Genomic DNA, 26,883 nt, shown 5'->3' with positions numbered 1-26,883 from the left:
GGTGTCGGGTGACCGGACGGCGGTCAGGTTCGGGGATGCGTGTCGTCGAGCAGGCGGGCGATGTCGGTCTCGCCGTAGCCGAGTTCGGCCAGGATCTCGCGGCTGTGCTGGCCCAGGGTGGGTGGTGCGCTGCGCACCGGCGGGCGCTCGCCGCGGAAGTTGACGGGGAAGGCGACCTGCTGGAGGGGGCCGACGTCGGGGTGGTCGACCTTCTGGACCATGCCCAGCGCCTCGGTCTGCGGGCAGTCGTAGACCTCGTCGAGGCCGCGGATCGGGGCGACCGGGACGCCCGCCGCCTTGAGCACCTCGCACCAGTGGGCGACGGTGCCGGATGCGAGCAGCGCCATCAGTTCGGCGTTCAGCTCGTCGCGGTGGACGACGCGGGCCCGGTTGGTGGCGAAGCGCGGGTCGTCGGCGAGCGCGGGACTGCCCAGTGTGGTGCACAGCCGCCGGAAGAGTCCGTCGTTGCCGACCGCGATCACGAAGTGGCCGTCGGCCGCCGGGTACGCCTGGTACGGGACGAGGCTGGGGTGTCCGGAGCCGAGCCGGGCCGGGCGCTCGCCCGTCGCGAAGTAGCCGGTCGCCCAGTTGATGTGCAGGGCGAGCTGCGACTCGTACAGCGAGGTGGTGAGGTACTGTCCGCGCCCGGTGCGCTCGCGCTCGACGAGTGCGGAGGTGACGCCGATCAGGCCGAACAGGGCCGCGCCGAGGTCGCCCATCGCGTACCCGGCCTTCACGGGCGGGCCCGCGGGCTCACCGGTCAGCGACATGAGTCCGGCGGAGGCCTGGGCGACCATGTCGTAGCCGGGCTCGTCGCGCAGCGGCCCCAGCTCGCCGAAGGCCGAGATGTGCAGCAGGACCAGGCGCGGGTAGCGGGCGCTCAGCTCCTCGTAGTCGAAGATCCTCGCCAAGGAGCTGCCGGGGCGGAAGTTCTCCACCAGGACGTCGGCGTCGGCGAGCAGCCGGTGGACGACCTCCTGGCCCGCCTCGGACTTGAGGTCCAGGGTGATGGAGCGCTTGTTGCGGTTGGCGGCGAGGTAGTAGGTGGCGTCGGGGCCGTTGAAGGGCGGGCCCCACTGCCGGGTCGGGTCGCCGCCCTCGGGGTGCTCGACCTTGACGACCTCCGCTCCCAGGTCGGCGAGTGACATGGTGACGTACGGACCCGCGAGGATCTTGGAGAGGTCGACGACCTTCATACCGGCGAGCGGGGACGCGGGCTGTGCGCGGTCTGGCTCCCGCACAGGATCGGTCTCAGGCATTCAGGGCCTCCTCGGCGGCGGAGAGGGGCACTTCGCCGCCGTCGGCGAGGGCGGCGAGGTGGTCCAGGGCAGTATGCGGCAGTGTCTCGGGGTCGGTCAGCAGGCGGAGGCTGGTGTGGGCGACGAGCAGCGCCCTGCCGTCGTACGGCCTGTGTGCGGCCTGCTCCACGAGGAGCGTCGCCATGACGGTGCGGGTCAGCTCGTCCGCGTACCGGCCGATACGCATCTGCTGCTCGCCGGCCGGGGCGTCGAGGAGCCGGTCGCCGCGGACGCTCACCTCGGCCCAGCGGGCGACCAGGAGCTCGGCGGCGGGCAGGGGCAGGTCCACGAGACGGTCGGTGTAGGTGCCCGCCAGGGCGCGGTGGGCGTTCTGGCGTCGCATGCAGCGCAGCACGTCGAGGGCGATGACGTTCGACGAGCCCTCCCAGATGGAGCCGAGGTGGGCGTCGCGCAGCAGGCGCGGGTTGACCCAGTCCTCGATGTAGCCGTTGCCGCCGCGGATCTCCATGGCCTCGCCGGTGACGGTGCGGGCGCGCTTGCAGATCGTGTACTTGGCGAGCGGGGTGAGGACGCGGACCAGTTCACGTGCTTCGACGTCGCCGGCGTCGGCGTCGTCGAGGCGGGCCGCGGCCTCCAGGACGAGCGCGAGCGCGGCCTCGGCGTCCAGAACCATCGGCAGCAGGGTCACACGCATCAGCGGCTGTTCGAACAGCGGGACACCGAAGACGTGGCGTTCCCGGGTGTGGTCGACGGATTCGCGGACCGCGCGGCGCATCAGCGCCGTGGAGCGCATCGCGTTGGACAGCCGGGAGACGTTGAGCATCTCGGCCATCTGCCGGAAACCGCGGGTGAGTTCACCGACGGGGGTGGCGTAGGCGTCCTCCAGGGTGACCTCGCCGCTGGCGATCGAGCGGGAGCCGAGCTTGTCCTTGAGCCGGTCGATCCGGACGGCGTTGCGGCTGCCGTCGGGACGGGTCCTAGGTACGAGGAACATGCCGAGGCCGCGGGTGCCCTCGCCCTGTCCGGGGACCCGGGCGAGGGTGAGGACGACGTCGGCGCCGGGATTGGAGGCGAACCACTTCCGGCCGCTGAGGGTCCAGTGCGTGCCGTGGTCGGTGGCGACGGTCTCGGTCAGCCCGACGTCGGTGCCGCCCTGCCTCTCGGTCATGAACATCGCGCCGGTGGCCCGGTGCCCGGGGTCCGTGGAGGAGAGCGCGGCGATCTCGTCGGCGTACCGCTCGGGGTCGAACAGCCGCAGGATGCGGGCGGCCGAGTCGGTCATCGACAGGGGGCAGGCCATGCCGAACTCGGACTGGACGTAGAGGTACGACAGCGCGTACTTGACGGTGTGCGGGACGCGGGTGGGCCAGCCGTGGACACCGGTCCGGTGGGACATCGCGGCGAGCCCGAAGCGCTCGTACGCGAAGTGGGCGAGCCGGTCGTGCGCGGGGTGGTACTCGATCGTGTCGACGCGCTCGCCGTCGGGCGTGTAGCCGTGCAGCTTCGGCGGGTTGGCGTCGGCCACGGCGGCCTGCCGGTCGATCTCGCCTGCGGCGAGGGCGCCCAGTTCGGCGAGGAGCGGTTCGATCCGGGCACGGTCCTCGGCGGTCAGGAACCGGTCGAGCAGGGGACGCAGGGCGGGGTCGCGGTCGGCGAAGTCGACGGGGCGCGCGGTGTCGGCGGGCATGTGTACGTTTCTCCGGGTCAGATGCGTGCGGTGGCGGGGGTGGGGGCCTGCTGCGCCTGGGTGTCCTCACCGGTGCGGGCGAGCAGCGGCAGGACGCCGAGGAGGGTGACGGCCGTGTAGCCGAGGCCGAGGGCGACGACGGGCCAGGTCGAGCCGGTGGCGGTCAGCAGGTACTGGGAGACGATCGGTGCGGTGCCGGCGAAGAGTGTGGTGCACAGCTGGTACGAGAGGGACATGCCGGTGTAGCGGACCTCGACGGGGAAGACCCGGGCGAGGATGCCGGCGAGCGCCGAGTAGTACATGGCGTGCGGGGCGGTGGCGAGGCCCATGCCGAGGACGGCGAGCCAGAAGTCGCCGGTGGAGACGAGCAGGAACATCAACGGCAGCAGGACGAACTCGGGGACGAGCATCCACAGCACCGCCTTCCGCACCGGCCACTTGGTGGCCAGGACCGCGCCGAACGGCTGGACCAGGACCTGCACGACGAGCGCGATCGAGATGACGGTGAGGAACGACGTGCGGTCGAAGCCCAGATCGGCGGTGGCCCAGGACAGGGCGAACGTCGTCTTGACGTAGGTGATGGCGACACCGGCGGTGCCGGCCAGCATGCCGAGGACGACCAGCGTCGGGTAGCGGGTGAGGACCTCCTTCACCGGCAGTTTCGTGGTCTGCCGGCGTTCCAGGGCACGCACCATCTCCGGGGTCTCGGCGAGCTTCAGCCGGATGAAGAGGCCGACGACGACGAGGACGGCCGAGGCGAGGAACGGGATGCGCCAGCCCCACGACTCGAAGGCCGCGTCGGACAGCTGCGCGATGCCGAGGAAGGCCAGGGTGGCGAGGAGATTGCCGACCGGGGAACCCTGCTGGGCGAATCCGCCGTACAGCAGCTTCCGTTTGGGCGGGGCGTACTCGGTGGCGATCAGGACCGCGCCACCCCATTCGCCGCCCATCGCGACGCCCTGGATCATGCGGAGCAGCACCAGGAGGATCGGTGCGGCCGCGCCGATCTGCGCGTAGCCGGGGAGCAGGCCGACGCAGAAGGTGGCCGCGCCCATCATGGTGAGCGTGGTGACGAGGGCCTTCTTGCGGCCGTAGCGGTCTCCGAAGTGGCCGAACACGAGACCGCCGAGGGGGCGGGCGAGGAAGCCGACCCAGAAGGTGGCGAAGGCGGCGAGCGTGCCCACGGCGGGCGACGCCTCGGCGAAGAAGATCTTGCCGAGGACGAGGGCGGACGCGGACCCGTAGATGTAGAAGTCGAACCACTCGATGGTCGTGCCGATGAACGCGGTGATGCCGGCGCGCTTGGCGTCGCGGGCGGAGGGCGGATCGGGCCGCGCCGGCGGTTCGCGGTCTTCCGCCGCCGCGGTCCCCTCCGTCTCCGCGGATCGTGCGGTGCGCGCGGCTTCCTCGCCTGGTTCTGCGTCGTGCTGCATGAGACGTCCTCTCGTAGCGAGCATGTGCTCGCCACAGGGCGCGGCGCCGCCGCTCCCGCAAGGGGCGCGGCGGGTGCGCTGCACGCTCCGTCGCGAGACGTCGATCACTCTGCATCACGGGATTATGCGGAGTCCAAGACCAATAAGCGTCTCCGATGAGACGTGATCCGTCACAATGCCCTGGAGTCGTCAGGTGCACCGTGATAGTCGTCCGGGGTGGGCAGGACGCGTTCGGCGACGCGCAGTACGGCCGCGAGGGCCGCGGAGCGGTTGCCGGAGCGCCAGGCCAGGGCGATGGGCAGCACGGGGACCTCGCCGGCGAGGTCCCGGAACACCACGTGTTCCAGATGGATGTTCCGCGCCGACTGGACCACGACCGCGATGCCCATGCCCGCGCCGACCAGGGCCAGCAGGTTGTAGGAGTCGGGGGCTTCCTGCACGATGCGCGGCGCGAACCCGGCCTCGTGGCAGGCCTGCACCATCGCCTCGCGGACGGCGGAGCCGCGCGCCACGGGGAAGGTCACGAAGCGCTCCCTGGCGAGGTCGGCGAAGCCCACCCGGTCCCGCTGGGCGAGCGGATGGCTGTCCGGCAGGGCGACCAGGAGGCGTTCCATGCGGACCACCCGGGCGAGGACACCGCGCCGCACCGGGAGCGCGACGAACCCGACGTCGAGTGTGCCGTCGGTGATGCGGCCCATCGCCTCCCCGGTGTACATCTGGCCCTCCAGGACCAGCTCGATGCCGGGAAGTTCGGAACCGACCGCCCGGGTGAGCAGCGGCAACGCCGAGTAGCTGCTGGCGCCCGCGAAGCCGACGGTGACCCGGCCGACCTCGCCGTGGTGGGCGGCCTGCACCGTGCGGCGGACCGCGGACGCCTCGGCCAGCAGGTGCCGGGCGGGCTCAAGGAGGGCCTGCCCGGCGGCGGTCAGCCGCACCGACCGGGTCGTCCGGTCGAAGAGCTTGACCCCGAGGTCACGCTCCAGCAGCCGGATCTGCTGGCTCAGCGGGGACTGGGCGATGTGCAGACGTTCGGCGGCGCGGCCGAAGTGCAGCTCCTCGGCGACGGCGACGAAGCCGGAAAGGTGGCGTAGCTCCATCCCCCGACCTTGCCACTCGCCCGCACCGCCCGGTTCAGGAGGATGCCTGGAGCGCTCTGTCGTGCTCCCGGACGGCGATCCGGGCCAGTTTGGTCAGCATCATGCCGTTGCGGACCTCGACGAAGTAGTCCACGGGGAGTCCGTGCATCCGGATGCCGGGGCCCCGCAGAGCGTGCCAGTCGAGGACGAAGAGCGTGCTCTCGCCCCAGGGCACCAGGTTCATGGCGATGCGGGCCGCGCCGAACGGGGCCGCCTTCGCTTCCAGCTCCAGGCGGCGCTCAGGTTCGCAGATGCGGACGACGCAGGTGTCGTCGAGGGTCAGCCGGCCGACTCCGACGCGGACTCGCAGGCAAGCGCCCACCTGTGGCCAGTTCGGGTCCGCGGCGAGGATCTGCTGGGTGCCCGTCACCCACTCCCCGTAGCGGTGGCCGTCGGACAGCAGGCTCCACACCTCGGACGGTGTGCTGAGGATCAGACGGCGGTTCCGGGCCAAGCTGAACACGCTCCTTCAGGGGGACGGGGGACATGCGGGGGATCGGTCGCGGCTCCCGGCGCGTCCACGACGAGGACGGCCCGGTGCAGCCGGCGCCGGCGGTCCTGGAGCCTCGCGTCCGCCCGGCCCGATCCCTTCGGCGCGCTCTTCGACACTAGCCCGGTGGCCCGGTGGTATCAGGGAACGCGCCGTGGCGTGAAGCCGTCCGTGGGAGTGCCGGAGGGAGCGTCGGCGAGGCGGCCGTCGAGGGCACGGGTGCGGTACGGGGTGAGGCGTTCCCCGGGACGATCCGGACCCGGGCACGGTCAGGAAGCCGGACACTCCCGGGCCGAGTGGTGGAGGCAGGAGGCGGTGACCACGAAGGGCCACACCGACTGAACGGACGTCACGACGCGTTCCGCGACGCCGGCGTCACCGTGTCGGTGCATCTCGATCAGGAACCATGCCCCACCGACGGCCATCAGGACGGTCACCGCGACCGAGGGCGCGGGCCGCAGGGCCCACGGAGCGGCTCCGCCGCCCTGGGCCGCCAGTACCGGCCACACCGCCAGGAGGGTGAACCCGACCGCCACCACCGTGCCGTGCCGCAGGGAACCCCCGCTGCTCGGCGCCGGAAGCAGTACCACGGCCACCGCCGACAGACCCCCGCCGCCCAGCGCCACACGTCCGGCGAAGGCAGCCGCCTTCAGCCCCCAGGCGGTCAGCAGGTGGCAGGCGCCCAGAGCCAGGAAGGCCACCGTCATCACCCAGAATCCGGAAGCTCCGTAGGCGCCCAGGACGCTGATCGTTTGACTGACGGGGTCGTAGGCGGGCCCCTCCAGCACGGCCGCGACCGTCCAGCCTCCGATCAGCAGGGCGGGCGCACACCCCGACGAGAGCAGGACCCATCTCGGGACAGGACGCATCGAGCCACCATAAAGCGGCCGATCATTCCCCCACCATGCACACGCAGGGGGAACCAGTCCTTCGGCCGTTTCACGGGCGTCCTGCGGGAGACCCCGGACAAGGACAGGACAACGCCGGCGTCGGCGCGTCGGCACATCTGTCGAGGAAGGCAGAGATCAGGTCATGCGATTCCACGACCGCCGGGAAGCCGGCCAGGAACTCGCCCTCCGGCTCATGGAATGGGCAGCCGACGGAGAATTCACCCACCCCATCGTCCTGGCGCTGCCCAGAGGCGGGGTTCCGGTGGCCGCTCCGGTCGCCCAGGCCCTCTCCGCTCCGCTGGACGTGCTGGTCGCGCGGAAGATCGGCCTTCCCGGAAACCCGGAGACGGGGATCGGTGCGATCGTGGGCGACGATCCGCCGCTCTTCGACCGGCGTGCGGTCGAGATGCTGGGGCTGAGCGAGGACCGGCTCGGTCCGCAGGTGGCCCACGAGCGGACCGAACTGCACCGCCGGGAACTGCTGTACCGGGGCGACCGGCCCGCGCCCGATCTCTCGGACCGGACCGTGATCGTCGTCGACGACGGCCTCGCCACCGGCGTCACCGCGCGCGCCGCCCTGCGTCACCTGCGCGGCCGCAACCCCGGGCGGCTGATCCTGGCCGTCCCCGTCGGCGCCCCCGAGTCCGTCTCCTCGATGCGCCCGGAAGCCGACGACGTGCTCTGCCTCTACCAGCCGTCGGCCTTCTGGGCGGTCGGCGAGTGGTACGAGAACTTCGACCAGACCAGCGACGACGAGGTCATCGACACCCTGCGACGACACAGCGCCACGACACCCGAGCGCTGAACCCGGCGCCGGCGCCGCCCGGACGGCGGGGCCGCATCCTCGTCCTGGACGAGCCGACGGCCACCCCGGACGCCCGCGCCGAGCTGGAGTTCGACAAGGTCCGCGCCGTGGTCGGCAACGGCCGGACGGTCGTCGGCACGCGGGCCGGCCGGGCACGTCGCGCGACCTGCGGTCTACTCCGGCCCGGGTGCCGACCGCAGCTGCTCGTCGCACCAGTCCCCGGCCATCGTGACGACCTGATCGAGTGCGCCCGGCTCCTCGAAGAGGTGAGTCGCCCCGGTCACCACGCGGACGGCGTGCGGAGCCTCCAGACGGTGGGCCGCCTCCTCGGTCAGCCGCAGCAGCGCCGGTTCCTGGCCGCCGACGATGAACAGCACCGGTATCCGGAGCCGCTGGATCGCGTCCGCGTCGGGATCGGGCCGCGCGCCCCACAACACGACCGTCAGCACGCCGTCCGGCAGGTCTGCCGCGGCCTCGAGCACGACGTCGGCCTGGGTGCCGGCTCCGAACAGGACGACGGGAAGTTTCCGTGTGTCCGGTTGTGCCCTGACCCAGTCGACCGCGGCCACGATGCGGCGGGGCAGCACGCCCGCGTCGAAGCCCGGCTGGGTGTCCGCCTGGACCTCCCTCTCACTGAGCAGGTCGACCAGCAACGTGGCGAAGCCGGCCGTGTGCAGCCGGTCGGCGACGGACCGGCTGCGCTCGTTCCGCCAGACCGTGTCGGCGCCGTGCGGCAGCAGGACCACCGCCCGGGCCGACGCGGGAACGGCGAAGTGAGCGTCGAGCGTCACGTGGTCGGCGGGTACCGACACAGTGTCGGAGATCATGGGCATCACCTGCTCCGCTAGGCGCTGGTCCGTGGACGGACATGTCCGCTGCCCGGCGAGTACCCGCCGAGGATGAACCGGATCGCTCCCAGAGGTTTTCCCGAGCGCGTCGTCCCGGGGAACCGCGCCGACTCGTCCACCTGTCGTTTTCGGCGCTTCCGGGGCGGGAACCCGGGGCCGGCTCCGGAAGGGGAGCCCGTGCCACCGACGAGGAAGGACAGAGCCGTGAACCAGCCCCAGAACCCCGCACAACAGCATCCGCAGCCCGAGTTCCCCGCCCAGGACCAGCCGCATCCCGGCTGGACCGGCCCGATGGACCCGCCTCCGGACCACGGTGAGCGGTCCTACCGGGGCAGCGGACGCCTGGAGGGCCGCAAGGCCGTGATCACCGGCGGGGACTCGGGGATCGGGCGGGCGGTGGCGCTGGCCTTCGCCCGCGAGGGGGCCGACGTGCTCTTCACCCACCTGGACGAGGAGAAGGAGGAAGCACGCGAAACCGTCCGGTGGGTCGAGGACGCCGGCCGGCGTGCGGTCCCCGTCTCCTGCGACATCCGTGAAGAGGCCAACTGCCGGTCGCTCGTCGAACAGGCCGTGGCCGAGTTCGACCGCATCGACATCCTCGTGAACAACGCGGCCTACCAGATGTCGCAGCCCGAGGGCATCGAAGCGATCTCCACGGAGCAGTTCGACCGCGTGATGCGCACGAACCTCTACGGCATGTTCTGGTTGTCGAAGTTCGCCCTGCCGCACATCCCCGAGGGCGGCAGCATCATCAACTCCACGTCCGTGCAGGCCTACAAGCCCAGTCCCCATCTGCTCGACTACGCGATGACGAAGGGCGCGATCGTCACCTTCACCCAGGGGCTGGCGCAGATGCTGGCCGACCGGGGCGTGCGCGTCAACGCGGTCGCGCCGGGACCGGTGTGGACGCCGCTGATCCCGGCGACCCTGCCGGACACGGTCGAGTTCGGCAAGCAGGCACCGCTGGGCCGGCCGGCCCAGCCCGCCGAGATGGCACCGGCCTACGTCTTCCTGGCCTCCCCCGAGGCGTCCTTCATCACGGCCGAGATCGTCAACGCGACCGGCGGCACCCCACTGCCGTGATCGACCCGGAGGTGCCCCCATTGGCGAGGTATGCCCGACTTTCACAGGGGTACCCCGTGACCCATGGCTGACATCGACCTCAGCAGCAGCGCGTTCAGCGACCACGCCCTCATCGCACGCCGGTACGCGTACGAGGGGGAGAACGTCTCCCCGCCGCTGGCCTGGAGCGGCGTGCCCGACGACGCTGCCGAACTGGTGCTGTTGTGCGAGGACCCCGACGCCCCTTCCGGCACCTTCGTGCACTGGATCGTGGTCGGCATCGAGGCCCGCACCGACGGCGTCGCCGCGGGGCAGTGCCCGCCCGGCGGCACCGAACTGGTCAACGGCTACGGCGAGCGCGGCTGGGGCGGGCCGCATCCCCCTCCGGGGGACGAGGCGCACCGGTACTTCTTCCGTCTCTACGCCCTGGCCCAGCCGATCGTCCTGCCCGACACGCCCAGCGCCGACCAGGTGCACCAGGCGGTCGACGCCCACCAGCTCGCGAGCGGCACCCTGGTGGGGCTGTACCAGCGCTGACCGGACCGCTCCGCACCGGCCTCGGGCCGTGCACGACGGCGACCGCCGAGAGGGCCACCACCAGTCCGAGGGCGGTCCGGGGGGTGAACGGTTCGCCGAACATGGCGGCGCCCCAGACCGTCGTGACCGGGGCCATCAGGAACATGAGTGTGTTGACGCGGGTCACGCCGGAGCGCTGGAGCACGAGCCAGTAGAGCCCGTAGCCGCCGAACGTGGACAGTGCCACCAGCCACACGATCGCCGTCCAGAAGGCCGGCGCGGAGGGTGGTACGGCGCCGCCCACCGCGAGGGCGGCGCCGGTGAAGACGAGCGCGCTGGTGGTGCAGTGGACGGTCATCGACACCGACGGCGTGACCTGCGTCCGGGAACGCTGGTCGAGGAAGGTGGCGGCGACCAGCGACAGCATCCCGGCGAAGGGGATGAGGTAGGCCCACCACGCGACGGCGGAGGAGGCCGAGGCGTCGGCCGTGGCGACGATGGCGACACCACCGAGCCCCAGGCACAGGCCGATCCACTGCCTGCGCGAGACGTACTGGTGCAGGAGCGGTCCGGCCAGGGCGCCCACGACGAGGGGCTGGGTGCCGTCGATCAGGGCCGTCGTTCCGCTGGAGACGCCGAGCTGGATCGCGTAGTAGACGGTGAGCAGGTAACCGCTCTGGGAGAGAAGCCCGATCACGGCCTGCCGTCCGACGTCGTGCGCGGCCAGCCCGCGCCACGCCGCTCGACGGCGGCCGACGGCCACGGCGACGAGGACGACCGCCAGCGGAAGGAACCGCCACATCAGGATCGTCACCGCCGCCGCTTCCTCGGCGCCCAGCTTGGCGCCGACGAACCCCGAGCTCCAGCAGAGCACGAACGCGGCCGCGAGGAGGAGCTCCACGGTTCATCACCCGCCCGTCACTAGACAGATCGGTTTACCTCACGGTTCCACTATACAGATCGGTATAGTGGAACCATGGCCGCACGACGGATCGCGATGACACCAGGGGCTCGCCGCGTTCTCGCGGCCGCGTCACGCCTGTTCTACGAGCGGGGCATCCACGCGGTGGGAGTGGACCTGATCGCCTCCGAGGCCGGGGTGACCAAGAAGACGCTCTACGACCGGTTCGGCTCCAAGGACCAGATCGTCGTCGAGTACCTCGCCGCGCGCGACGAGCGCTGGCGGGCGTTCGTCGCCGAGCGGCTCGCGCGCGTGGAACCGGGGTCCGCCGACCGCGTGCTCGCCGTGTTCGACGCCTCGAGGGACTGGATGGCCGAGAGCAGCCCCAAGGGATGCAGCATGGTCAAGGCACACGCCGAGATCAGCGACGCGTCCCACCCGGCCTACGAGATCATCATCGGGCAGAAGCAGTGGATGCTGACACTGTTCACCGATCTGGTCCGGGAGTACGCCGCCCCCCGGGCGGACGAGCTGGCCCGCACCCTCATGATCCTGCACGAGGGAGCCCTGGTCGCCCACGGCCTGGGCATCTTTCCCGACCCGGCCGGCCACGCCCGCGACCGGGCGGCCGAACTCCTCGCCGCCTCCTGCTGACGGGTCCGGGCCGATGAGCCGGTCCGCTCAGGTCCGGTTCTGTTTCCGGTGGTCCATGGCCGCTTTGCGGCTGCTGGCCAGGTGCTGCACCACCAGGGCCTCGACCCGTGGCACGTCGCGTTCGGCGATGGCGTCGTAGAGCGCCTCGTGTTCCCTCGCGACGGCCAGCAGGTCGTCGTGCTGACCGAGGAGCCAGCGAAGCCTGCTGCGCAGGACACGTTCGAGTTCGGTCAGCAGGTCGTTGGCGGCCAGTGAGGTGACCGTCTGGTGGAAGTCCGCTGCCGCACGCCGCGCGCGCACCGCGTCACCGGCGCGAGCGGCCTCGAGTTCCGCGTCCACGTCGGCCCGCAGCTTCTCCAGTCCGGCACGTGTGTGCCGCTGCGCGGCCAGCCGGAACGACAGTGCCTCCAGAGCCGACCGCACCTCGTCGAGGTCGGCCACGTCGCTGGCGGTGAACTCCCGTACGACCGCCCAGGTCCGTGGCCGCGGCGTCACCAGGCCCTCGGCCACGAGCGCCTTCAGGGCCTCCCGTACGGGGAGACGGCTCACGCCCAGCGCCTCGGCCAGTTCCCGTTCGACCAGCCGGCTGCCGGGCTGTCGCACTCCGTCGAGGATCTCGTCACGCAACTGCCGCGTCACCCGCTCCGACTCGGGTGCGAAGTCCCCTGACGCAGTCATCCCCGTCCTTCTTCTCTCGTCGACGCCCCGCGGTGCACCGTGGATCCGCCTGCGGTGGACCGTGAGCCGCGGGATCCGCGGCACAGTGACCTTAGCGAACGGTGCCTCCGGCACACACGCGGCGACCGGGGCGCGGCGACGGACAGGTCCCCCGGCCGGTGGCGGTCCGGCCTGTCAGCCCGCCTTCGGCGGCCAGTTGACGATCCGCTTGGGCCGCGGCGGTGCGTAGGTGCGCACCTTGGACGTGGACAGGCCGAGGCGGACCAGTGACTCGGCGATCGTCACGGCCGCGGTCACCCCGTCGACGACGGGCACACCGGTGCGCCGGACGACGGCTTCCGCGAGGCTGGCCATGCCTCCGCAGCCCAGGCAGATCACCTCGGCCCTGTCCTCGCGCACGGCGCGGCCGGCCTCCTCCGCGATGGCGTCGACGGCGGCCTTCTCGTCGCGCTCGAGGTCGAGTACGGCCAGTCCGCTCGCGCGCACGGAGGCGCAGCGGGCGCTGAGCCCGGCGATGTGGAGGCGTTCCTCGATCAACGGGACCGTGCGGTCGAGGGTCGTCACGACGGAGTAGCGGCGGCCGAGGAACTGGGCCATGCTCGCGGCGGCCTCGGTGATGTCGACGACGGGGACCTCGAGCAGTTCCTGCAGCCCTTCTCGGCCGTGTTCGCCGTATCCGGCCTGGATCACCGCGTCGAAGGGCTCGGGGTGGGCACGGACGGCTTCCATCACGGCGACCGCGGCGAGGTAGCTCTCGTAGTTGCCCTCCACCGACTCCGCGCCGAACGAAGGGGTCAGCGGGACGATCTCGGTTCCCGGGGAGGCCACGCGGGCCGCCTGTTCCCCGATGGAGTCGGTGATGGACCGGGTGGTGTTGACGTTGACGACGAGGATGCGCATGGATCAGCCTTCGGTCCGATGGTCTATTCGGCGTCGACCGCGATGAGTTCGCCGTCGACATCGCGGATCGGGGTGGCGCGGTCGGCGATGACCGTGTAGAGGCCGGCGGCGAGGACGGCTCCGAGGAACCAGGAGAATCCGGCCACGTCCTGGAAGGCCGGCACCAGGGCGACGACCACGGCGATCGCGGCGCTGGGCACGAAGGCGGCGACGGCGCGCGGGTTGTAGCCGCGGCGGTAGTGGTACTCGCCCCGCTCGTCCTCGGTGTACAGGTCGGGCACGTTGACGCGGGCCCTGCGCAGCAGCCAGTAGTCCGCCATGATCACGCCGAACAGCGGGCCGAGCAGGGCACCGAGTCCGCCCAGGAAGTAGTTGACCACGATCGGGTTGTTGTAGAGGTTCCAGGGCGTGATCACCAGGCCAAGGACGGCGCTCACGAGGGCGGCCCGCCGGAAGTTCAGCCGGCGCGGGAAGAGGTTGACGAGCGCGTAGATGGGCGCGACGAAGTTGGCCAGCAGGTTCACCGCCACCGTCAGGGCGATGAGCGCGAGGGACGCCGTCGCCAGCAGGAACATGTTCGGGATCGTCCGGACGATGTCCGTGGGGCTGGTGATGACGCGGCCGTCCAGCTGGAACTGGGCGCCGCTGAGTACGGCCACGATGACGGCGAAGAAGAGCATGTTCACCGGGATGCCGACGACGTTCCCGCGGACGATGGAGGTACGGCTGCGGGCGGACCTGGTGAAGTCGCAGAAGTTCAGGACGAACGTCCCGTAGATCACCACCCACAGGGCGGCGGCCTGCAGGATCTGCAGCCACATCGCGCCGCCGGTGAGCGGAGCGTCGATGGACAGCGAGATCGAGCCGTCGGCGCGGACGAACATCCACACCGCGAGGGCGCACATGGTGATCAGCGTCGTGGGCGCGGCGAACGCCATGTAACGGCGGATCATCTGCATCCCGTAACTCACGATGAGCACCTGCAGGGCCCACAGCGCGAGGAATGTGATCCAGCCGAGCGTCGACTGGCCGAGCACGGAGTTGGTGTCCAGCCGGCTGAGCTCCGGGAACATCGCCACCAGTAGGGCGCTGAGCACCACGGCGGCGAGATACGTCTGGATGCCGAACCAGGCGATGGCGACGGCGCCGCGCACGCCGGCCGGGATCCTGGCCCCGTTGATGCCGAACGCGATGCGGCTCATGACCGGGAAGGGGACTCCCGTCTTGTGTCCCATGAACCCGGACAGGGTCAGCAGGAGGAAGAGCAGGACGGAGGCGAGGGCGAAGGCCGCGAGGATGCCCCACACGCTCAGTCCGAGCGCGAAGAGACCGATGGCGAAGGCGTAGTTGCCGAGGCTGTGCACGTCGTTGGCCCAGAGGGTGAAGACGTTGTAGGCGCCCCAGCGGCGCCCTTCCCGCTTCGTCGGGGCGAGGTCGTAGGTGTAGAGGCCGGGGCTCACGGCGGTGCGGGTCTCCACGGGCGACTGGTCGTCCAGGGCAGTCATGGGGGCTCCTGGGATCGGGGTCGGGAAACAGAATGTTCCACACATCGGAAATTGGTTTCCGGTTCGCAGAACGTAGGTTTCACCGATCGGCGGAGTCAAGGGGTCTGCCACGCCGTTCACCAGGCTTTTCACCAGCTCGCAGACGGTCCGGTTCGAGGCATGCGGAAGCGCCGCCCGGCCCCATCGGGCACGGCCGGACGGCACTTTTCACACAGGCCTGGCGGGCCCTCCCGGAAGGCGAAGCGGAAACGGGCGACGTGTCAGACGAGACGTCCGTCGCGGGCCACGACGGTCCCGCCGTGCACCACAATGTCCCGTTGCGGCATGTCGACCACGACCTGCGGCACGCACTCGCCCCGCACGAGGACGAAGTCGGCCGGGCTGCCGGGCGTGAGTCCGGCCCGGGGCAGACCCATGACGTCGGAACCCCCGTGGGTGGCAGCCTCGTAACAGGAGGACAGTTCCTCGTCGAGACGCATGTCCGTGACCCAGCCGAGGATGTGCGCGCGATGCATCATGTCCGCGTTCCCGAAGGGACTCCAGGCGTCACGCACTCCGTCCGAGCCCAGTCCGACCTTGACCCCGTGCTCGCGCAGCCGGGCGATGGGCAGCACGAGGTCGCGGCTGGGCGCCACCGTGGTGAGGGAGATGTCCAGGTCACCCAAGTCCTCGGCCAGTGAGGCGAGTTCCGCGTCGGGCAGACCGGGCAGGCAGAAGACGTGACTGACGGTCACCCTGCCCCGGAGGGACAGTGCCCGCGTGCGGTCGATGATGGCCCGCAGCACCGTCACGCCCTTGGCGTCGGTGTCGTGGAGATGGATGTCCACACCGACGCCGTAGCGCTCCGCCAGCCCGAAGACGAGGTCGAGCTGTTCCTCCAGGGCGTTGTCGAAGCTGATCGGGTCGATCCCGCCGATGTGGTCCACCACACCGCTGCGCGCGGCCTCTTCGAGCAGGGCGGCCGTCCCCGGGGTACGGACGACGCCGTGCTGCGGGAAGGCGACGATCTGCACGTCCAGCGCGTGCCTGAGCCGCTCGCGCGCCTCGGCGATGCCTTCCACACCGGCCAGCCCGTAGGCGGGAGCGACGTCCGCGTGGGCCCGCATCGCACGGGTCCCCCGTGTCACGGCGTGCGCCATGAGCCCGTACGCCCGCTCCCCGACGCTCCGGCTCTGGCTGTTGAACAGCTCGACGTCCTGCGCCACGAAGTCCGCGATGGTGGACGCGGGCCTGCGTGACACCCAGGAGCCGCCCCATGACGTCTTGTCCGGGTGGATGTGCGCGTCGACCAGGGACGGCAGGGCGATGCGGCCGCCGCCGTCGATCACTTCCGCGCCCCTGGGCGCGGCACGGTCGCTGATACGGCCGTCGACGACGGTGAGATCCACGGGCTTACGGGCCCCGAAGGGCCTGACGTTCCGGAAGACCACTGCGTTGCGGGCCGGCTTCGCCGTGCCGGCGGCGGCCGGCGCGGCGCCCGCGGACAGCACCGTGCCGGCGCCGGCCACGGTGGCCGCGGTGGCGAGCACGGAACGGCGGGACGGCGAAGAGGATGCAGGCGTCATGGGTACTCCTTCGGCGAGGGGAGGAAAGGAACGGGGCCCGCTGTGCGCGGGGTGCGACCGGGACGTTCAGCAGATCCGGCCGGCACGCACGACACGCACGGGCCGGGAGAGCGCCGAGACATCGCCGAGCGGATCGGAGTCGGCGACGAGGACGTCGCCCGCGTACCCGGGCGCCAGCCGGCCGACGGCCCCGGAGAGTCCGAGCAGCCGCGCCGCGTTGGTGGTGGCCGTGCGGATCGCGTCCAGCGGCGACAGCCCGGCCGCGTGCATGAGCTCGATCTCGCGTCCCACGGGGGTCACCTCGCCGCCGGACGAATCGGTACCCGCGGCCAGGGGCACACCCACCTCGTGGGCGGCCCGGACGGCGTCCTTGAGGAGGGGCAGATACGTGCGGCCCCGCTCGGCCAGCACCGGGTCGGGCGACTCCGCCAGCCCCGCGATGGCGGCCAGGGTGGGCGTGAAGTACGTTCCCCTCTTCCGCATCTCGTGCAGGGTGCGCTCACCGACGAAGACACCGTGCTCGAGGGAACGGATTCCGGCGCGGACCGCGTCGTGGCAGCCCTGCTCGCTGTAGCTGTGGCAGAGCACGCCCTTGCCGCCGCGCCGGGCCGCCGCCACGACCTCCGCCAGCTGCTCGTAGGAGTACACCTGGGTCAGCGGATCCTGGTCGGGCAGCCCTGCACGCTCGTTGACGCGCGTCTTGATGACATCGGCGCCCCGGGCGACGTTCACGTCGACCACACGCCTGAGCGCCTCGGCGGAACGCACGCCCCCCTTGAGGCCGACGAGAGGAGCCAGTTCGGGGTCGGCGAGCACCGAGTCGCCCATGTCGGGGGTGACGAACACCCCAGCGGCTCTGAGCCGGGGCGCCTGGACGGGCAGCCGGCGGGCGAGTTCCCGTACGGCGACGTCCTGGTAGAAGGTGGTGGACCCACTCCGTGCGCTGGTGGCTCCCTTCGTCACCGCCTCGCGCGCCTCGGCCACGGTGCTGAGGTGGATGTGAGCGTCGACCAGACCGGGCAGCACCCAGTGACCCCGGGCGTCCAGACGGGGAAGACCTGCGGGGACGGCTCCGCCCCGGCGCGGGCCCGCCCGGTCCACCTTGCCCGAACGGATCACGACGACCGCGTCCTCGGTCACCCGGCCCGTGGCCGGGTCGAGCAGCGTGCCGCCCTCGATCACCAGGTCGCCGTACGGGGCCGCCTCGTGCGCCGGGTCCGCCGGGCGTGCGGCGGCAGGTGCCGCGGCGGAGAGGACTGCCGCGGTTCCCGCGAGTGCCGCGGCACCGGCGATCACGCCACGCCGTGTGAACCGGCTCGGGGGTGGAGGGGCGGGCTCAAGACACATGACATCTCCGGTGTCCAGATGGGATGCAACTAGCCCACGTTTTGTATACCAAAATTGTCCGACGGAACAAGGGTCCGTACCGCTACCGCTTCGACGCTGTCCGCTCAATATGCGATTTCTCCGCAGGAGATCCACACGCGAGCGAAGACGGGACCCGCCAGAACTGGTATCCCAAAGATTCCGAGCACGCGGGCGCTCGACCGGTGCACGGACGGATCCCGCGCACAAGAAGGGAGGAGCGGTCAGGCGACGGCCACGGCGTCGTCGACGGTCTCGACCGTGCCGCTCGCGATGTCGAAGACCCAGCCGTGCAGGGCGAGCGCACCCTCGGCCAGGGCGCGGGTCACCGAGGGATGGGTCGCCAGATTCTGGAGCTGCGCGGCGACGTTCGCCCGCACCAGGGTGGTCACCCGGGCCGGGCCGGATACGGCGGGGGCGGCGGCAGCGCGGGCGCGGGCCGCGTCCGCGTGGCGCAGCCAGTCGGCGATGACCGGCGCCGCGCCCAGGTCGTGCCCCTCGGCCAGGGCGGTCATCGCCCCGCAGGCGGTGTGACCGCACACGACGATGTCGCTCACCCCCAGCACGGCGACCGCGTACTCGATGCTCGCGACCACGCCGTCCGCGCCGGGAGCGTATGCGGGCACGAGGTTGCCCGCCGTGCGGATGACGAACAGCTCACCCGGGTCGCTCTGGGTGATCAGTTCCGGCACGACGCGCGCGTCGGAGCACCCGATGAACAGCGCCCTCGGCCGGTGTTCCGTGGCGAGACGCGAGAACAACGGCGCCTTGGCCGGGTAGACGGTGTCACGGAACCGCGCGTAGCCGTCCTGCAGCTCGTGCACGATCGCTCCTTTCGTGGGGTGGGGTGCCCGCGCCGCGGGCTGACGTCGTTCACCCTGCACGACCAGGAGCTATAGCGTCCAAGACTTGCTGTCGATACGTTCCATGGTTGGCATCTATGGCGCCGGGTCGGCCGATCGGGCCCGGACGCGCGTCCGGAGCGTGCCGGGGGCCAGCCCGAGCCGGGTCTCGGCGGTCTCCACAGCGACGTCGCCGATCTCCGGGCCGTCCTGCGGTGGTGAGTCGTCGTTGGCGTAGGACCCCAGGCCGTCGACGGCGACGAGGATGTACAGAGCCGCCTTGAGCGCGTCGTCCGTCTCGAACTCGCCGGTCCGCACCCCCTTCTGCACGAGCGTCACGAGGGCGGCGCGCGTCACCGATTCCTGCGTGCGCACCGCGAGGCGCAGGGATTCCTTGAACCTGCTGAGGTGCCGCGCGTTGAGCCACAGGCGGCTCAGGTCGAGGTGGTCGCCGTCCGCGAGACCCACCACGAAACGCGCGAGCCGGTCGACGGGCGGGAGGTCTTCCTCGGCCGGCGGCAGGAGCGACTCGCGTTCCCTGGTCGTGGCATGGGTGAACGCCTCGCTCACCAGATGGTCCGCGACCGGGAAGTAGTGGTGGATGAGGCCGGGGCGGACGCCCAGCTCCTCGGCGATGCGCCGCAGCGTGACCAGCTCCAGCCCCTCCCCCAGCGCGATGTGTGCGGCGGCCTCCACGATCTCGGCGCGGCGCTGGTCAGGCGACTTCCGGGTTCGTTGCGACCGAGGTCTTGACGTCATGGATCAAAGGTTATTGGATCGGTGACCAATAAGCGGTTGGCCGCCTGACCAATAACGGCACCGCCGCCGGCGCACCCGAGAGGCCTCGATGACGACACACCCCAGCCCCACCTCCGCACGACCTCTCGACGTCCAGGGTTCGGAGCGGGCGGGACATCCGGAGACCCGGGGAATCGACCTGGTCCCCGCCGACGAGCGCGAGGGCCGCCCGCGTCAGCTCTTCGCGGTCTGGGCGGCGCCGAACGTCAGCTACCTGAGCCTGGCTGTCGGCGCCACGCTGATCCTCATGGGGCTCACGCTCCCGCAGGCGATCGCGGTGATCCTCGTCGGAAACCTGCTGTGGATCTTCACCGGGATCGTCGCGGCGAGCGGTCCGGCCGCCGGAACGAGCGGCTCGGTCGTCTCCCGCGCGTTCTACGGGGTCAGGGGCAACAAGATCGTGCTCGTCCTGACCGGCTGGCTCATCGCCGCGGCCTATCTCGCCCTGAACTGGTCGGCCGCCTCGGTCGCGGGCATCGGCCTGGCCAAGCGCATGGGGCTGCCGGACAGCCCGGTCGTGAACGCGACCGTCATCTGCCTCATCGCCGCGGCGACCCTACTGATCGCGATCTACGGGTACGCGACCATCGTCCGGCTCTACAGCGCGCTCAGCATCCTGCTGACCGTCGTGTTCGTCGTCGTGACGGGCTACGTCCTCGCCGAGACCGACTGGTCCTACGCCCCGGCTGAGCCGCTCCGGGGCGCCGCCCTCGCCGCCACCCTCGGCATCGGCTTCACCATCGTCGCCTCCACGCCGCTGTCCTACAGCAACAGCCCCGACCTGGCCCGGTACCTGCCCCGCGACAGCAGCCCGGTCGCCGTCGCCGGGTGGACGGCTTGCGGCGCCTACCTGCCCAGCGTCGTCTTCACCTCCGTCGGCGCGCTCGCGGCCACCCGCCTCGACATGACCGACCCGCAAGCCGCGCTGGAGAGCATCCTGCCGGGGTGGTTCGTCCCCGTCTTCGTCATCGCGGTCGTCGTCAACACCATGACGAACAACGGCATGACCGCCTACAGCGCCGGCCTGTCGATCCAGTCGGTCGGCGTCCGCCTGGCCCGTATCCCCGCGGTCCTGATCATCGGTGTCCTCGGCACGGCCATGACGTTGTACGCGATCCTCGTCTGGGACTTCCTGACCGGCGTCAACACCATGCTGCAGCTCGTGGTCGTCGTGACCGGCCCGGCCATGGCGGTGGCCGTCACCGACCTCGTCATGCGGCGCAACCGCTACAACGGTGCGGACCTGCTCGAACAGGAACAGGGCGGGCCCTTCTGGTACCACCGCGGCGTCCACTGGTCCGGCGTGCTCGCCCTCGTGGCGGGCGGACTCACGTCCCTGATGTGGGTGACCACCAGCTTCTGGACCGGCCCGATCGCCGCGGCCATGGGCGATTTCGATCTCGCCATCCCCTCAGGCATGGCCGTCGCCGCCGCCGTCTACGGGGCGTCCGCGCGGCTCCTGCGGACCGTTCCGCGCTCCTGACACCAGATCCGGCCCACCCGTACCCGCGTGGCCGGACCAGCGGGCCCGGCCCGCGCACAGCACCAGAGGAAGGGAACCCATGCACGCCGACGCCATCGTGCCGGCGCGCCACGTCGAGACCCTGGCCGCCGAGGCGTCCGGCCCGTCGGCGAACGCCGTCGCCATCGTCGGCGGCCGCATCGTCGCCGTGGGCGACATGACGGAGTCGGCCGACCCTGCCGCCCGCGGCCGGCGCACGCGCGGTCTGCTGGACCACGGCGCCGTCGTGGCCCTGGGCTCCGACCGGCCGATCGGCCCCGGCGACCCGCGCATCGGCCTCGCCGACTGCCGGCTGCGCCGGCCGGTCGAGGAGCCGGGCACCGCGCCCGTGCGGCCCGCGCAGGCGATCTCCGCCCGCGAGGTCTACACCGGCATGACGGGAGCGGCCGCCCACGCCGCCGGCGCGTCGCACGACCTCGGCAGGATCGCGCCGGGTCACCTCGCCGATCTCACCGTGCTCGCGGCGAACACCCTCGACCTCGCCCCCGAAGCACAGCCCGGCGACACCGTCCTCGCGGCGGTCGTCGGCGGCGCGGTCCAGCACCACACGAACAGCGCAGAAGGAAACCCGTGATGACCCCGACCCCCATCCCCCGTCCCATGCACCGCCCGCACGTCGCGGTCGCCGCCACCGACCCGTACGACCGCGGCGTCGCCCGGGGCGGGCAGTTGCGCGACGGCATCCCCGCGGCGGCTCAGGTGTACGACCGGCTCTACACGCTCGGCGGCATCACCGCGGCCCAGGTGGCCGAGGACGCCGAGCGTGCCCTCGACGCCATCGGACGGTTCCGCCCCGCGGCCCGCGCCGAGATCTCGGGCATCGCCCGCGGAGCCGGCATCGAGGAATGGCGGGTGGCCGCCCTCAACGCCCGTACGGAGATCCTGGCCCGCAGCGCCGCCGTGCCGCCCGGAGAGTGCACCACGATCGTGCGTCGCATCCCCGGCGACGACGGTTCGCCGCGCACCTTCGGTGTCCAGACGTGGGACTGGCACGTCGAACTGGGGTCCATGTGGCACACGGTGGAGTCGCGCGGCGGCCGGCACGACGTAGTCGGCCTCACCGAGAACGGCATCCTCGGGAAGATGGGCGTCAACAGCGCCGGTCTCGCCCTGCACTTCAACATCCTCGGGCACGTCCGCGACGGCATCGGCGGCATCCCCGTGCACGTACTCGCCGCCATCGTCCTCGAAGAAGCGGGAAGCGTGGCCGAGGCCGCCGAGATCGTGCGCAGTGCGCCCCTCGCCTCCTCCGGGTCGTTCGCGCTCTTCGACGAGACGGACGCCGTTCTCCTCGACCTGAGTCCGGTCGGAGTGTTCGAGGTGCCGTCCTCGAACGGCACGTTCGTGCGCACCAACCACTTCCTGACACCGGTCCTGGCCGCCGACGAGAAGTCCTGGCTCTACCAGCCCGATTCGGGTGAACGCCACGACTTCGTCCGCGCCCGCCTCGCCCGCAGGCAGCCGACGACGGTCGACGACCTCGCGGCCGTACTCGTGACCGGCGACGGCGAGCCGCCGGTGACCTGTGTGCCCGACCCGGACGCGCCACTCGGCCGGCGTTGGGCCAGCCTCGCCACCCTCACCCTCGAACCCGCGACGCGCACGGCCAGGATCCTCGACGGCACCCCCGCCGACATCGGCTCACGCGACTGGCGCGTCCTCACCGCCGCCTGAACCCGGTCGACAGCGCCCGGGACCTCGTCCGGAGCCGCGGGGGCCGCGCGATCCCCGTGTCCGGATGTGACAGGGAATCGTCATTGCGGCCATCCCGGTGCCGCGGTGAGGATGGGGCCATGCCCCTTACGCACCGTGTCGTGATCGCGGTCTTCCCCGACGTCGATCTCCTCGACGTCACCGGCCCGGCCGAGGTCTTCGCGCTGGCCAACCGGGAGACCGCGGGCCGCGCCGGCTACCAGGTCCGCCTTGCCGGGCCGACCGCCGGCCCGGTCCGGACGTCGGCCGGCGTCCGTCTGGTCACCGATGTGGCGTTCGACGACGTCGGCGGGCAGGTGGACACCCTGCTGGTACCGGGCGCGGTCGACATGACCGACGACGGGCCCGTGGCCCGCGTCGACGGCGATGTCGTGGCGTGGGTGAAGGAGACCGCCCCGCACGCGCGGCGGGTGGCGTCGGTGTGTGTGGGCGCTCACCTGCTGGCCGCGGCGGGGTTGCTGGACGGGAAGACGGCCACCACCCACTGGTCCACGGCCGCCCAGCTCGCCGCCGACCACCCCGGCATCACGGTCGACCCCGATCCGATCTTCGTCCGTACCGACCGCGGCCGGTTGTGGACGGGGGCCGGGATCAGCGCCTGTCTGGATCTCGCCCTGGCCCTGGTGGCGGAGGACGCGGGCGAGCAGACGGCGCTGGCCGTGGCCCGGCAACTGGTGATGTATCTCAAGCGGCAGGGCGGCCAGAGCCAGTTCTCGGTACCGCTCAGCCGTCCCGCCGCCGGCCGCCGAAGCATCGACGAGCTGCGGCTGTGGATCGCCGACCACCTCGACGCGGATCTGTCCGCTGCCGCGCTGGCCGCCCGGATGTGTCTCAGTGAACGGCACTTCGCCCGGGTCTTCACCCAGGAGACGGGCCGTACTCCCGGCGCGTACGTCGAGGCGGCCCGCGTCGAGATGGCCCGGCGCCTGCTGGAGACCACCGACTGCCCGCTCGACCAGGTGGCGGCCGCCACCGGGCTCGGTTCGGCGCAGACCCTGCACCGGGCCTTCAGGCGGCAGCTCGCCACCACCCCGGCGGCCTACCGCCGCCGCTTCCGCACCCAGACCGACTGATCTGTCCCACCCACGGGTTCGTCCCCTCCCGGCACGTCCGCGAGCGGACGACTTCACCATGCCCTGTCACCACCTCGACGAAAGGCCCCCGATGAGCACGCATGCCCCCTCCGCGACCCTGCGCGACGTGATCGGACTGGACAACCGGCCGCCCGCGCTGAGCGAGTCCGCACTTGTCCTGGTCGACTTCCAGAACACCTACCGCACCGGCGTCATGGCCCTGGACGGCGCCGAGGAGGCCCTCTCGGCCGGCGCCCGCCTGCTGGAGCGCGCCCGCGCCGTGGGCGCCCCCGTCATCCACGTCGTCAACGACGGCGGCGAGAACACGCCCTACGACATACGCGCCCACATCGGCGCCATCAGCGACGAGGTCGCCCCGGCCGACGGCGAACCGGTCGTGGTCAAGCGGTTCCCCGACGCCTTCCACGCCACCGAGTTGGAGGCAACGCTGCGCAAGCTGGGCCACGGACCCGGCAAGGACCTCGTGCTCGCCGGGTTCATGACCCACATGTGCGTCACCTTCACCGCCCAGGGTGCCTTCAACCTCGGCTACCGGCCCACCGTCGTCGCCGAGACCACCGCCACCCGTACCCTCACCGCCCCGGACGGCACCGTCGTGCCCGCCGCGAGCCTGCAGACCGCCGCCCTGACCACCATCAGCGACCTCTTCGGCCTCGTCGTGCCCACCGGCGAAGCCCTCCCCGACTGAGCGGGCTCCCCGTCGGACGCGCCGCGCGGGCGATCAGGGGCGCTGCCTGGCCCGACAGGCCTTCCAGAACTCGCGGCAGATCCAGATGCCCGCGACGGCGACACCCGCCGGCACCATGAGGCCGACGAGGAACGGAACGATCATGCCGTCAGCATGACAGACGCCGCGGCGGCCTGTCGTACTCGGGCACGGCCGTCCACCGGGTGTTCGCCTCGTGCGGCCCATGGGCATCCTGCGGGACCGGCACTGGCTCCGATCGCCTCGCCGACCGACGAGCCCGGGACATCGGTACGAACACCGATGCTGAAAGATCGTTGCATGTGGGTTCAACGAGTGATCGAACTGACCGGGTGGGAGCCTCTCGGGTTCTCCGTCGACTGGGCGGCGATCGAGGGCGAGCTGGGGGTGCCGCTGCCGGCGGACTACAAGGAGCTCTACGAGGCGTTCGGCGGCGGCGTCTTCAGTGATTCCGTCTACTTCCTCGCGCGCGACGAGGGCGACTCGTTCGACTTCCTGACACAGTGGCGGGTCTCCCTGTCGGTCGACCAGGACAGCACACTCGGAGACGTCTCCGCCGTCGATCCCTGTGCGATCTACGCGCCGGGCGGCAAGGGGCTGCTCGAGTGGGGCGCCACCGAATGGGCCGACGAGTACTGCTGGCTGATCGACGCCGAGCGGCCGGGCGATCACCCCGTCCTTGCGCGGTCCGATGGCGGCGCATGGCACCGGTACGACATGTCCACCTCCGAGTTCCTCTACCGCGTCCTTGCCGATCCCGCTTTTCAACCTTTCGGGATCGCGCAGTACGACCTCGGTACGAGGTTCAAGCCCGGCTCCGGCCGGCCGCTCTGACGGGCGGCCGGCCGTCCCACGTTCGTGGACCTGAAGGGACACCCTGGGCGCTGCTCGCGGCGACCTGCAATCGTGGCGCGCTGTGTGCGAGCCGCCGCTCTGGAGGGGACGGCTAGAAGATGCGGGCGCGCATGTGCTGCGTGAGGTGGTCGAGGATCTCCCGTCAGGTGAACCGGATCCGGAACCGGGGCCGTGTCATCGGCCCCTGTCAAGGTCCGGGCACCGGGCCCGCGTCGCCACGGCTCTGTCACTGCGCCGGGTGTCGGTGCCCGGACTCGTCGCCCGGCTACGGAACGCAGTGGCCAGCACCGGACCGGGCCACGTGATCGTCACCGAGTCGGGTGATGAGTACGAGTCCCTCTTCGAGACGTTCCTGCCCACCGACAACCCGGGCCGGCGATGATGGACGACTGGGCTCGCGGCGCCAGGCGCGGCTCCGGTGCCGTCAACGCAGGGTCGGCGGTGTCCAGTCGGCGTGCCGCAGGATGGCGCGGACGGTCGCGCGGGAGGGAGCCAGCCGGAGTGCGGTGTTGCGCAGAGTGACAGCCAGGGGGTTCCTGAGCTGCTGGCCCATGCGGCCGGCCTGGCGGGCGGCGCGTGCGACGGACTGGCTGCGGGGGCGGCGCTCGGTGTCGTAACGGGCCAGTGCGGATTCGAGGGTGGGCTCGGTGGCGAGCGCGGCGGCCAGTACGGCTGCGTCTTCCAGGGCCTGGCAGGCGCCCTGGCCGAGGTTCGGGGTCATGGCGTGCGCCGCGTCACCGAGCAGGACGACGCGGCCCGCGGTGAAGGCGGGCAGGGGCGCGGCCAGTTCGTGGATGTCATGGTGCAGCACGGCGTCGGGGCAGGTCGCGTCCAGCAGGGTGGGGATCGGGTCGTGCCACTCACCGAAGCGGTGGCGCATCTCGGCCAGGGCGTCCGTATGGCGTACGCCGGGCGGCGAGTTGAGCACCGCGTGCCACTCCGCCCGGCCGTCGGTGAACGCTATGTGCCCGAACTCCGCTCCCCCGCCCCAGGTCAGTTCGAAATCCGTGTCCAGCTCGACCGGGCGCCGGGTGATGGCGCGCAGGACGGTCGACCCGCTGTAGACGGGGCCGGGGTGGTGTGGGAACAGCTGGGCGCGCAGGCGACTGCGCACTCCGTCGGCCGCCACGACCAGATCCGCCTCGAGGACGCCGTCCCCTGTCGACACCCGCACCCGGCTGGGGTCGGAGCGGTCGACGGAGGTCGCCTCGGCGCGGACGACCAGGCTCTCGGGCGGCAGCGCCGCACGCAGCAGCCGGTGCAGCGCGGCCCGGGGGATGCCGACGATCGGCATCCCCAGCTCACGCTCCAGCACGGCCCCGTCCATCCGGGCCAGCCAGCCGCCGCCGGGGACCCGGGTGCCCCCGGTGTACTGGGGGCGCGCGGCCGCGCGCACCGCTTCTCCGACGCCGAGGACGTCCAGGGCCCGAATGCCGTTGGCGTGCAGGGAAATACCCGCGCCCGCATCACCGAGAACCGGGGCGCGTTCGACGACTGTCACTTCCCAGCCGACCGACCGCAGCCCGATCGCTGCGGCCAGCCCACCGATACCCCCACCGATCACCACCGCAGTGCCGCCCATGCCGGGCCCCCTTGTCCATCCCGCCGACCTTCTACAGATGTAGAAGGAGTGTACCCCCGCGTCTCTACAGGTGTAGA

At 71.6% G+C, this 26,883-nt stretch carries 25 protein-coding genes and 1 pseudogene; 10 read left to right on the top strand and 16 right to left on the bottom strand.

The genetic code is table 11. From position 1 onward, the window contains the following. Nucleotides 1-23: 23 nt before the first annotated feature. The 6 genes from IE260_RS21340 to IE260_RS21315 all read right to left on the bottom strand — a co-directional run bounded on the left by IE260_RS21340 (nucleotide 24) and on the right by IE260_RS21315 (nucleotide 6,874). The gene (locus tag IE260_RS21340; protein ID WP_189874245.1) at nucleotides 24-1,259 is read right to left on the bottom strand and encodes a CaiB/BaiF CoA transferase family protein; all 1,236 of its coding nucleotides are present in this window, start codon (nucleotides 1,257-1,259) and stop codon (nucleotides 24-26) included. Further along, nucleotides 1,252-2,946, bottom strand: a complete 1,695-nt coding sequence (locus tag IE260_RS21335; protein WP_189874243.1) for an acyl-CoA dehydrogenase family protein — start codon at nucleotides 2,944-2,946, stop codon at nucleotides 1,252-1,254. The genes IE260_RS21340 and IE260_RS21335 overlap by 8 nt, the downstream gene beginning before the upstream one ends. Nucleotides 2,947-2,963: 17 nt before the next feature. After that, entirely contained in the window at nucleotides 2,964-4,379 is a 1,416-nt protein-coding gene (locus IE260_RS21330) for an MFS transporter (RefSeq protein WP_189874241.1), read from the bottom strand. A gap of 170 nt (nucleotides 4,380-4,549) precedes the next feature. Then, the gene (locus IE260_RS21325; RefSeq protein ID WP_189874239.1) at nucleotides 4,550-5,476 is read right to left on the bottom strand and encodes a LysR family transcriptional regulator; all 927 of its coding nucleotides are present in this window, start codon (nucleotides 5,474-5,476) and stop codon (nucleotides 4,550-4,552) included. 34 nt (nucleotides 5,477-5,510) lie between these two features. Then, nucleotides 5,511-5,969: an SRPBCC family protein gene (locus IE260_RS21320; RefSeq protein ID WP_189874237.1), complete on the bottom strand. Its 459-nt coding sequence runs from the start codon at nucleotides 5,967-5,969 to the stop codon at nucleotides 5,511-5,513. Nucleotides 5,970-6,274: 305 nt separating this feature from the next. Further along, nucleotides 6,275-6,874 (bottom strand): DUF998 domain-containing protein, encoded by a 600-nt coding sequence (locus IE260_RS21315; protein WP_189874235.1) that lies wholly within the window; start codon nucleotides 6,872-6,874, stop codon nucleotides 6,275-6,277. Nucleotides 6,875-7,037: 163 nt separating this feature from the next. On the opposite strand from IE260_RS21315, the gene IE260_RS21310 reads away from it, so the two are divergent. Further along, on the top strand, nucleotides 7,038-7,700 hold the full coding sequence (locus IE260_RS21310) for a phosphoribosyltransferase (RefSeq protein WP_189874233.1): 663 nt from the start codon (nucleotides 7,038-7,040) through the stop codon (nucleotides 7,698-7,700). A gap of 173 nt (nucleotides 7,701-7,873) precedes the next feature. On the opposite strand, the gene IE260_RS21305 is transcribed toward IE260_RS21310, so the two are convergent. Further along, nucleotides 7,874-8,527 carry a dienelactone hydrolase family protein gene (locus IE260_RS21305; protein ID WP_189874231.1) on the bottom strand — a complete coding sequence of 218 codons (654 nt, stop codon included), beginning with the start codon at nucleotides 8,525-8,527 and terminating at the stop codon, nucleotides 7,874-7,876. A gap of 225 nt (nucleotides 8,528-8,752) precedes the next feature. Here IE260_RS21305 and IE260_RS21300 point away from each other — a divergent pair, with 225 nt between their 5' ends. Further along, on the top strand, nucleotides 8,753-9,631 hold the full coding sequence (locus tag IE260_RS21300) for an SDR family oxidoreductase (RefSeq protein WP_229880994.1): 879 nt from the start codon (nucleotides 8,753-8,755) through the stop codon (nucleotides 9,629-9,631). Between the two features lie 63 nt (nucleotides 9,632-9,694). Next, nucleotides 9,695-10,147: a YbhB/YbcL family Raf kinase inhibitor-like protein gene (locus IE260_RS21295; protein ID WP_189874227.1), complete on the top strand. Its 453-nt coding sequence runs from the start codon at nucleotides 9,695-9,697 to the stop codon at nucleotides 10,145-10,147. Nucleotides 10,148-10,238: 91 nt separating this feature from the next. On the opposite strand, the pseudogene IE260_RS21290 reads toward IE260_RS21295, so the two are convergent. Beyond that, a pseudogene (locus tag IE260_RS21290) lies at nucleotides 10,239-11,000 on the bottom strand (DMT family transporter); the annotation flags it as partial. A 102-nt stretch (nucleotides 11,001-11,102) separates the two neighbouring features. On the opposite strand from IE260_RS21290, the gene IE260_RS21285 reads away from it, so the two are divergent. Next, nucleotides 11,103-11,681, top strand: coding sequence for a TetR/AcrR family transcriptional regulator (locus IE260_RS21285; protein WP_229880992.1), 579 nt, complete (start codon nucleotides 11,103-11,105; stop codon nucleotides 11,679-11,681). Nucleotides 11,682-11,708: 27 nt separating this feature from the next. Here the strand turns inward: IE260_RS21285 and IE260_RS21280 are convergent, their stop codons facing one another. The 7 genes from IE260_RS21280 to IE260_RS21250 all read right to left on the bottom strand — a co-directional run bounded on the left by IE260_RS21280 (nucleotide 11,709) and on the right by IE260_RS21250 (nucleotide 19,295). Further along, nucleotides 11,709-12,359: a GntR family transcriptional regulator gene (locus IE260_RS21280; RefSeq protein ID WP_189874225.1), complete on the bottom strand. Its 651-nt coding sequence runs from the start codon at nucleotides 12,357-12,359 to the stop codon at nucleotides 11,709-11,711. A gap of 174 nt (nucleotides 12,360-12,533) precedes the next feature. After that, a complete protein-coding gene (locus IE260_RS21275; RefSeq protein WP_189874223.1) occupies nucleotides 12,534-13,259 on the bottom strand; it encodes an aspartate/glutamate racemase family protein in 726 nt (241 codons plus the stop codon). Nucleotides 13,260-13,282: 23 nt separating this feature from the next. After that, complete coding sequence (locus tag IE260_RS21270; protein WP_189874221.1) at nucleotides 13,283-14,764, bottom strand: NCS1 family nucleobase:cation symporter-1; 1,482 nt, start codon at nucleotides 14,762-14,764, stop codon at nucleotides 13,283-13,285. A 260-nt stretch (nucleotides 14,765-15,024) separates the two neighbouring features. Beyond that, nucleotides 15,025-16,329, bottom strand: coding sequence for an amidohydrolase family protein (locus IE260_RS21265; protein ID WP_189874218.1), 1,305 nt, complete (start codon nucleotides 16,327-16,329; stop codon nucleotides 15,025-15,027). 66 nt (nucleotides 16,330-16,395) lie between these two features. Continuing rightward, nucleotides 16,396-17,676 carry an amidohydrolase family protein gene (locus tag IE260_RS21260; protein WP_189874216.1) on the bottom strand — a complete coding sequence of 427 codons (1,281 nt, stop codon included), beginning with the start codon at nucleotides 17,674-17,676 and terminating at the stop codon, nucleotides 16,396-16,398. Nucleotides 17,677-17,918: 242 nt separating this feature from the next. Then, nucleotides 17,919-18,518, bottom strand: coding sequence for a carbonic anhydrase (locus IE260_RS21255; RefSeq protein WP_189874214.1), 600 nt, complete (start codon nucleotides 18,516-18,518; stop codon nucleotides 17,919-17,921). Nucleotides 18,519-18,632: 114 nt separating this feature from the next. Then, the gene (locus IE260_RS21250) at nucleotides 18,633-19,295 is read right to left on the bottom strand and encodes a TetR/AcrR family transcriptional regulator (protein ID WP_189874212.1); all 663 of its coding nucleotides are present in this window, start codon (nucleotides 19,293-19,295) and stop codon (nucleotides 18,633-18,635) included. Nucleotides 19,296-19,383: 88 nt separating this feature from the next. On the opposite strand from IE260_RS21250, the gene IE260_RS21245 reads away from it, so the two are divergent. From IE260_RS21245 to IE260_RS21220, 6 genes are all read left to right on the top strand, one after another. Beyond that, nucleotides 19,384-20,817 (top strand): purine-cytosine permease family protein, encoded by a 1,434-nt coding sequence (locus tag IE260_RS21245; RefSeq protein WP_189874210.1) that lies wholly within the window; start codon nucleotides 19,384-19,386, stop codon nucleotides 20,815-20,817. Continuing rightward, entirely contained in the window at nucleotides 20,726-21,430 is a 705-nt protein-coding gene (locus IE260_RS21240) for an amidohydrolase family protein (RefSeq protein WP_308434681.1), read from the top strand. Before IE260_RS21245 ends, IE260_RS21240 begins: the two co-directional genes overlap by 92 nt. After that, nucleotides 21,430-22,530, top strand: a complete 1,101-nt coding sequence (locus IE260_RS21235) for a C45 family autoproteolytic acyltransferase/hydrolase (RefSeq protein WP_189874206.1) — start codon at nucleotides 21,430-21,432, stop codon at nucleotides 22,528-22,530. The genes IE260_RS21240 and IE260_RS21235 overlap by 1 nt, the downstream gene beginning before the upstream one ends. Nucleotides 22,531-22,649: 119 nt before the next feature. Further along, nucleotides 22,650-23,642: a GlxA family transcriptional regulator gene (locus IE260_RS21230; RefSeq protein ID WP_189874204.1), complete on the top strand. Its 993-nt coding sequence runs from the start codon at nucleotides 22,650-22,652 to the stop codon at nucleotides 23,640-23,642. A 91-nt stretch (nucleotides 23,643-23,733) separates the two neighbouring features. Then, entirely contained in the window at nucleotides 23,734-24,351 is a 618-nt protein-coding gene (locus tag IE260_RS21225; RefSeq protein ID WP_189874202.1) for a cysteine hydrolase family protein, read from the top strand. 318 nt (nucleotides 24,352-24,669) lie between these two features. Then, the gene (locus IE260_RS21220; protein WP_189874200.1) at nucleotides 24,670-25,203 is read left to right on the top strand and encodes an SMI1/KNR4 family protein; all 534 of its coding nucleotides are present in this window, start codon (nucleotides 24,670-24,672) and stop codon (nucleotides 25,201-25,203) included. A gap of 445 nt (nucleotides 25,204-25,648) precedes the next feature. Here the strand turns inward: IE260_RS21220 and IE260_RS21215 are convergent, their stop codons facing one another. Continuing rightward, on the bottom strand, nucleotides 25,649-26,806 hold the full coding sequence (locus IE260_RS21215) for an FAD-dependent monooxygenase (protein WP_189874198.1): 1,158 nt from the start codon (nucleotides 26,804-26,806) through the stop codon (nucleotides 25,649-25,651). Nucleotides 26,807-26,883 lie beyond the last annotated feature (77 nt).

This window comes from Streptomyces viridiviolaceus (genome assembly GCF_014650995.1).
Taxonomy (GTDB): domain Bacteria; phylum Actinomycetota; class Actinomycetes; order Streptomycetales; family Streptomycetaceae; genus Streptomyces; species Streptomyces viridiviolaceus.
Note: the sequence above shows the minus strand (reverse complement) of the source record. Positions and strands in the feature narration are given on the sequence as shown.

What these genes read in the sequence shown, in the direction of transcription:
- IE260_RS21340 (WP_189874245.1), bottom strand. Translation starts at nt 1,259, where the DNA reads ATGCCTGAGACCGATCCTGTGCGGGAGCCAGACCGCGCACAGCCCGCG.
- IE260_RS21335 (WP_189874243.1), bottom strand. Translation starts at nt 2,946, where the DNA reads ATGCCCGCCGACACCGCGCGCCCCGTCGACTTCGCCGACCGCGACCCC.
- IE260_RS21330 (WP_189874241.1), bottom strand. Translation starts at nt 4,379, where the DNA reads ATGCAGCACGACGCAGAACCAGGCGAGGAAGCCGCGCGCACCGCACGA.
- IE260_RS21325 (WP_189874239.1), bottom strand. Translation starts at nt 5,476, where the DNA reads ATGGAGCTACGCCACCTTTCCGGCTTCGTCGCCGTCGCCGAGGAGCTG.
- IE260_RS21315 (WP_189874235.1), bottom strand. Translation starts at nt 6,874, where the DNA reads ATGCGTCCTGTCCCGAGATGGGTCCTGCTCTCGTCGGGGTGTGCGCCC.
- IE260_RS21310 (WP_189874233.1), top strand. Translation starts at nt 7,038, where the DNA reads ATGCGATTCCACGACCGCCGGGAAGCCGGCCAGGAACTCGCCCTCCGG.
- IE260_RS21305 (WP_189874231.1), bottom strand. Translation starts at nt 8,527, where the DNA reads ATGATCTCCGACACTGTGTCGGTACCCGCCGACCACGTGACGCTCGAC.
- IE260_RS21295 (WP_189874227.1), top strand. Translation starts at nt 9,695, where the DNA reads ATGGCTGACATCGACCTCAGCAGCAGCGCGTTCAGCGACCACGCCCTC.
- IE260_RS21285 (WP_229880992.1), top strand. Translation starts at nt 11,103, where the DNA reads ATGGCCGCACGACGGATCGCGATGACACCAGGGGCTCGCCGCGTTCTC.
- IE260_RS21280 (WP_189874225.1), bottom strand. Translation starts at nt 12,359, where the DNA reads ATGACTGCGTCAGGGGACTTCGCACCCGAGTCGGAGCGGGTGACGCGG.
- IE260_RS21275 (WP_189874223.1), bottom strand. Translation starts at nt 13,259, where the DNA reads ATGCGCATCCTCGTCGTCAACGTCAACACCACCCGGTCCATCACCGAC.
- IE260_RS21270 (WP_189874221.1), bottom strand. Translation starts at nt 14,764, where the DNA reads ATGACTGCCCTGGACGACCAGTCGCCCGTGGAGACCCGCACCGCCGTG.
- IE260_RS21265 (WP_189874218.1), bottom strand. Translation starts at nt 16,329, where the DNA reads ATGACGCCTGCATCCTCTTCGCCGTCCCGCCGTTCCGTGCTCGCCACC.
- IE260_RS21260 (WP_189874216.1), bottom strand. Translation starts at nt 17,676, where the DNA reads ATGTGTCTTGAGCCCGCCCCTCCACCCCCGAGCCGGTTCACACGGCGT.
- IE260_RS21250 (WP_189874212.1), bottom strand. Translation starts at nt 19,295, where the DNA reads ATGACGTCAAGACCTCGGTCGCAACGAACCCGGAAGTCGCCTGACCAG.
- IE260_RS21245 (WP_189874210.1), top strand. Translation starts at nt 19,384, where the DNA reads ATGACGACACACCCCAGCCCCACCTCCGCACGACCTCTCGACGTCCAG.
- IE260_RS21235 (WP_189874206.1), top strand. Translation starts at nt 21,430, where the DNA reads ATGACCCCGACCCCCATCCCCCGTCCCATGCACCGCCCGCACGTCGCG.
- IE260_RS21230 (WP_189874204.1), top strand. Translation starts at nt 22,650, where the DNA reads ATGCCCCTTACGCACCGTGTCGTGATCGCGGTCTTCCCCGACGTCGAT.
- IE260_RS21225 (WP_189874202.1), top strand. Translation starts at nt 23,734, where the DNA reads ATGAGCACGCATGCCCCCTCCGCGACCCTGCGCGACGTGATCGGACTG.
- IE260_RS21220 (WP_189874200.1), top strand. Translation starts at nt 24,670, where the DNA reads ATGTGGGTTCAACGAGTGATCGAACTGACCGGGTGGGAGCCTCTCGGG.
- IE260_RS21215 (WP_189874198.1), bottom strand. Translation starts at nt 26,806, where the DNA reads ATGGGCGGCACTGCGGTGGTGATCGGTGGGGGTATCGGTGGGCTGGCC.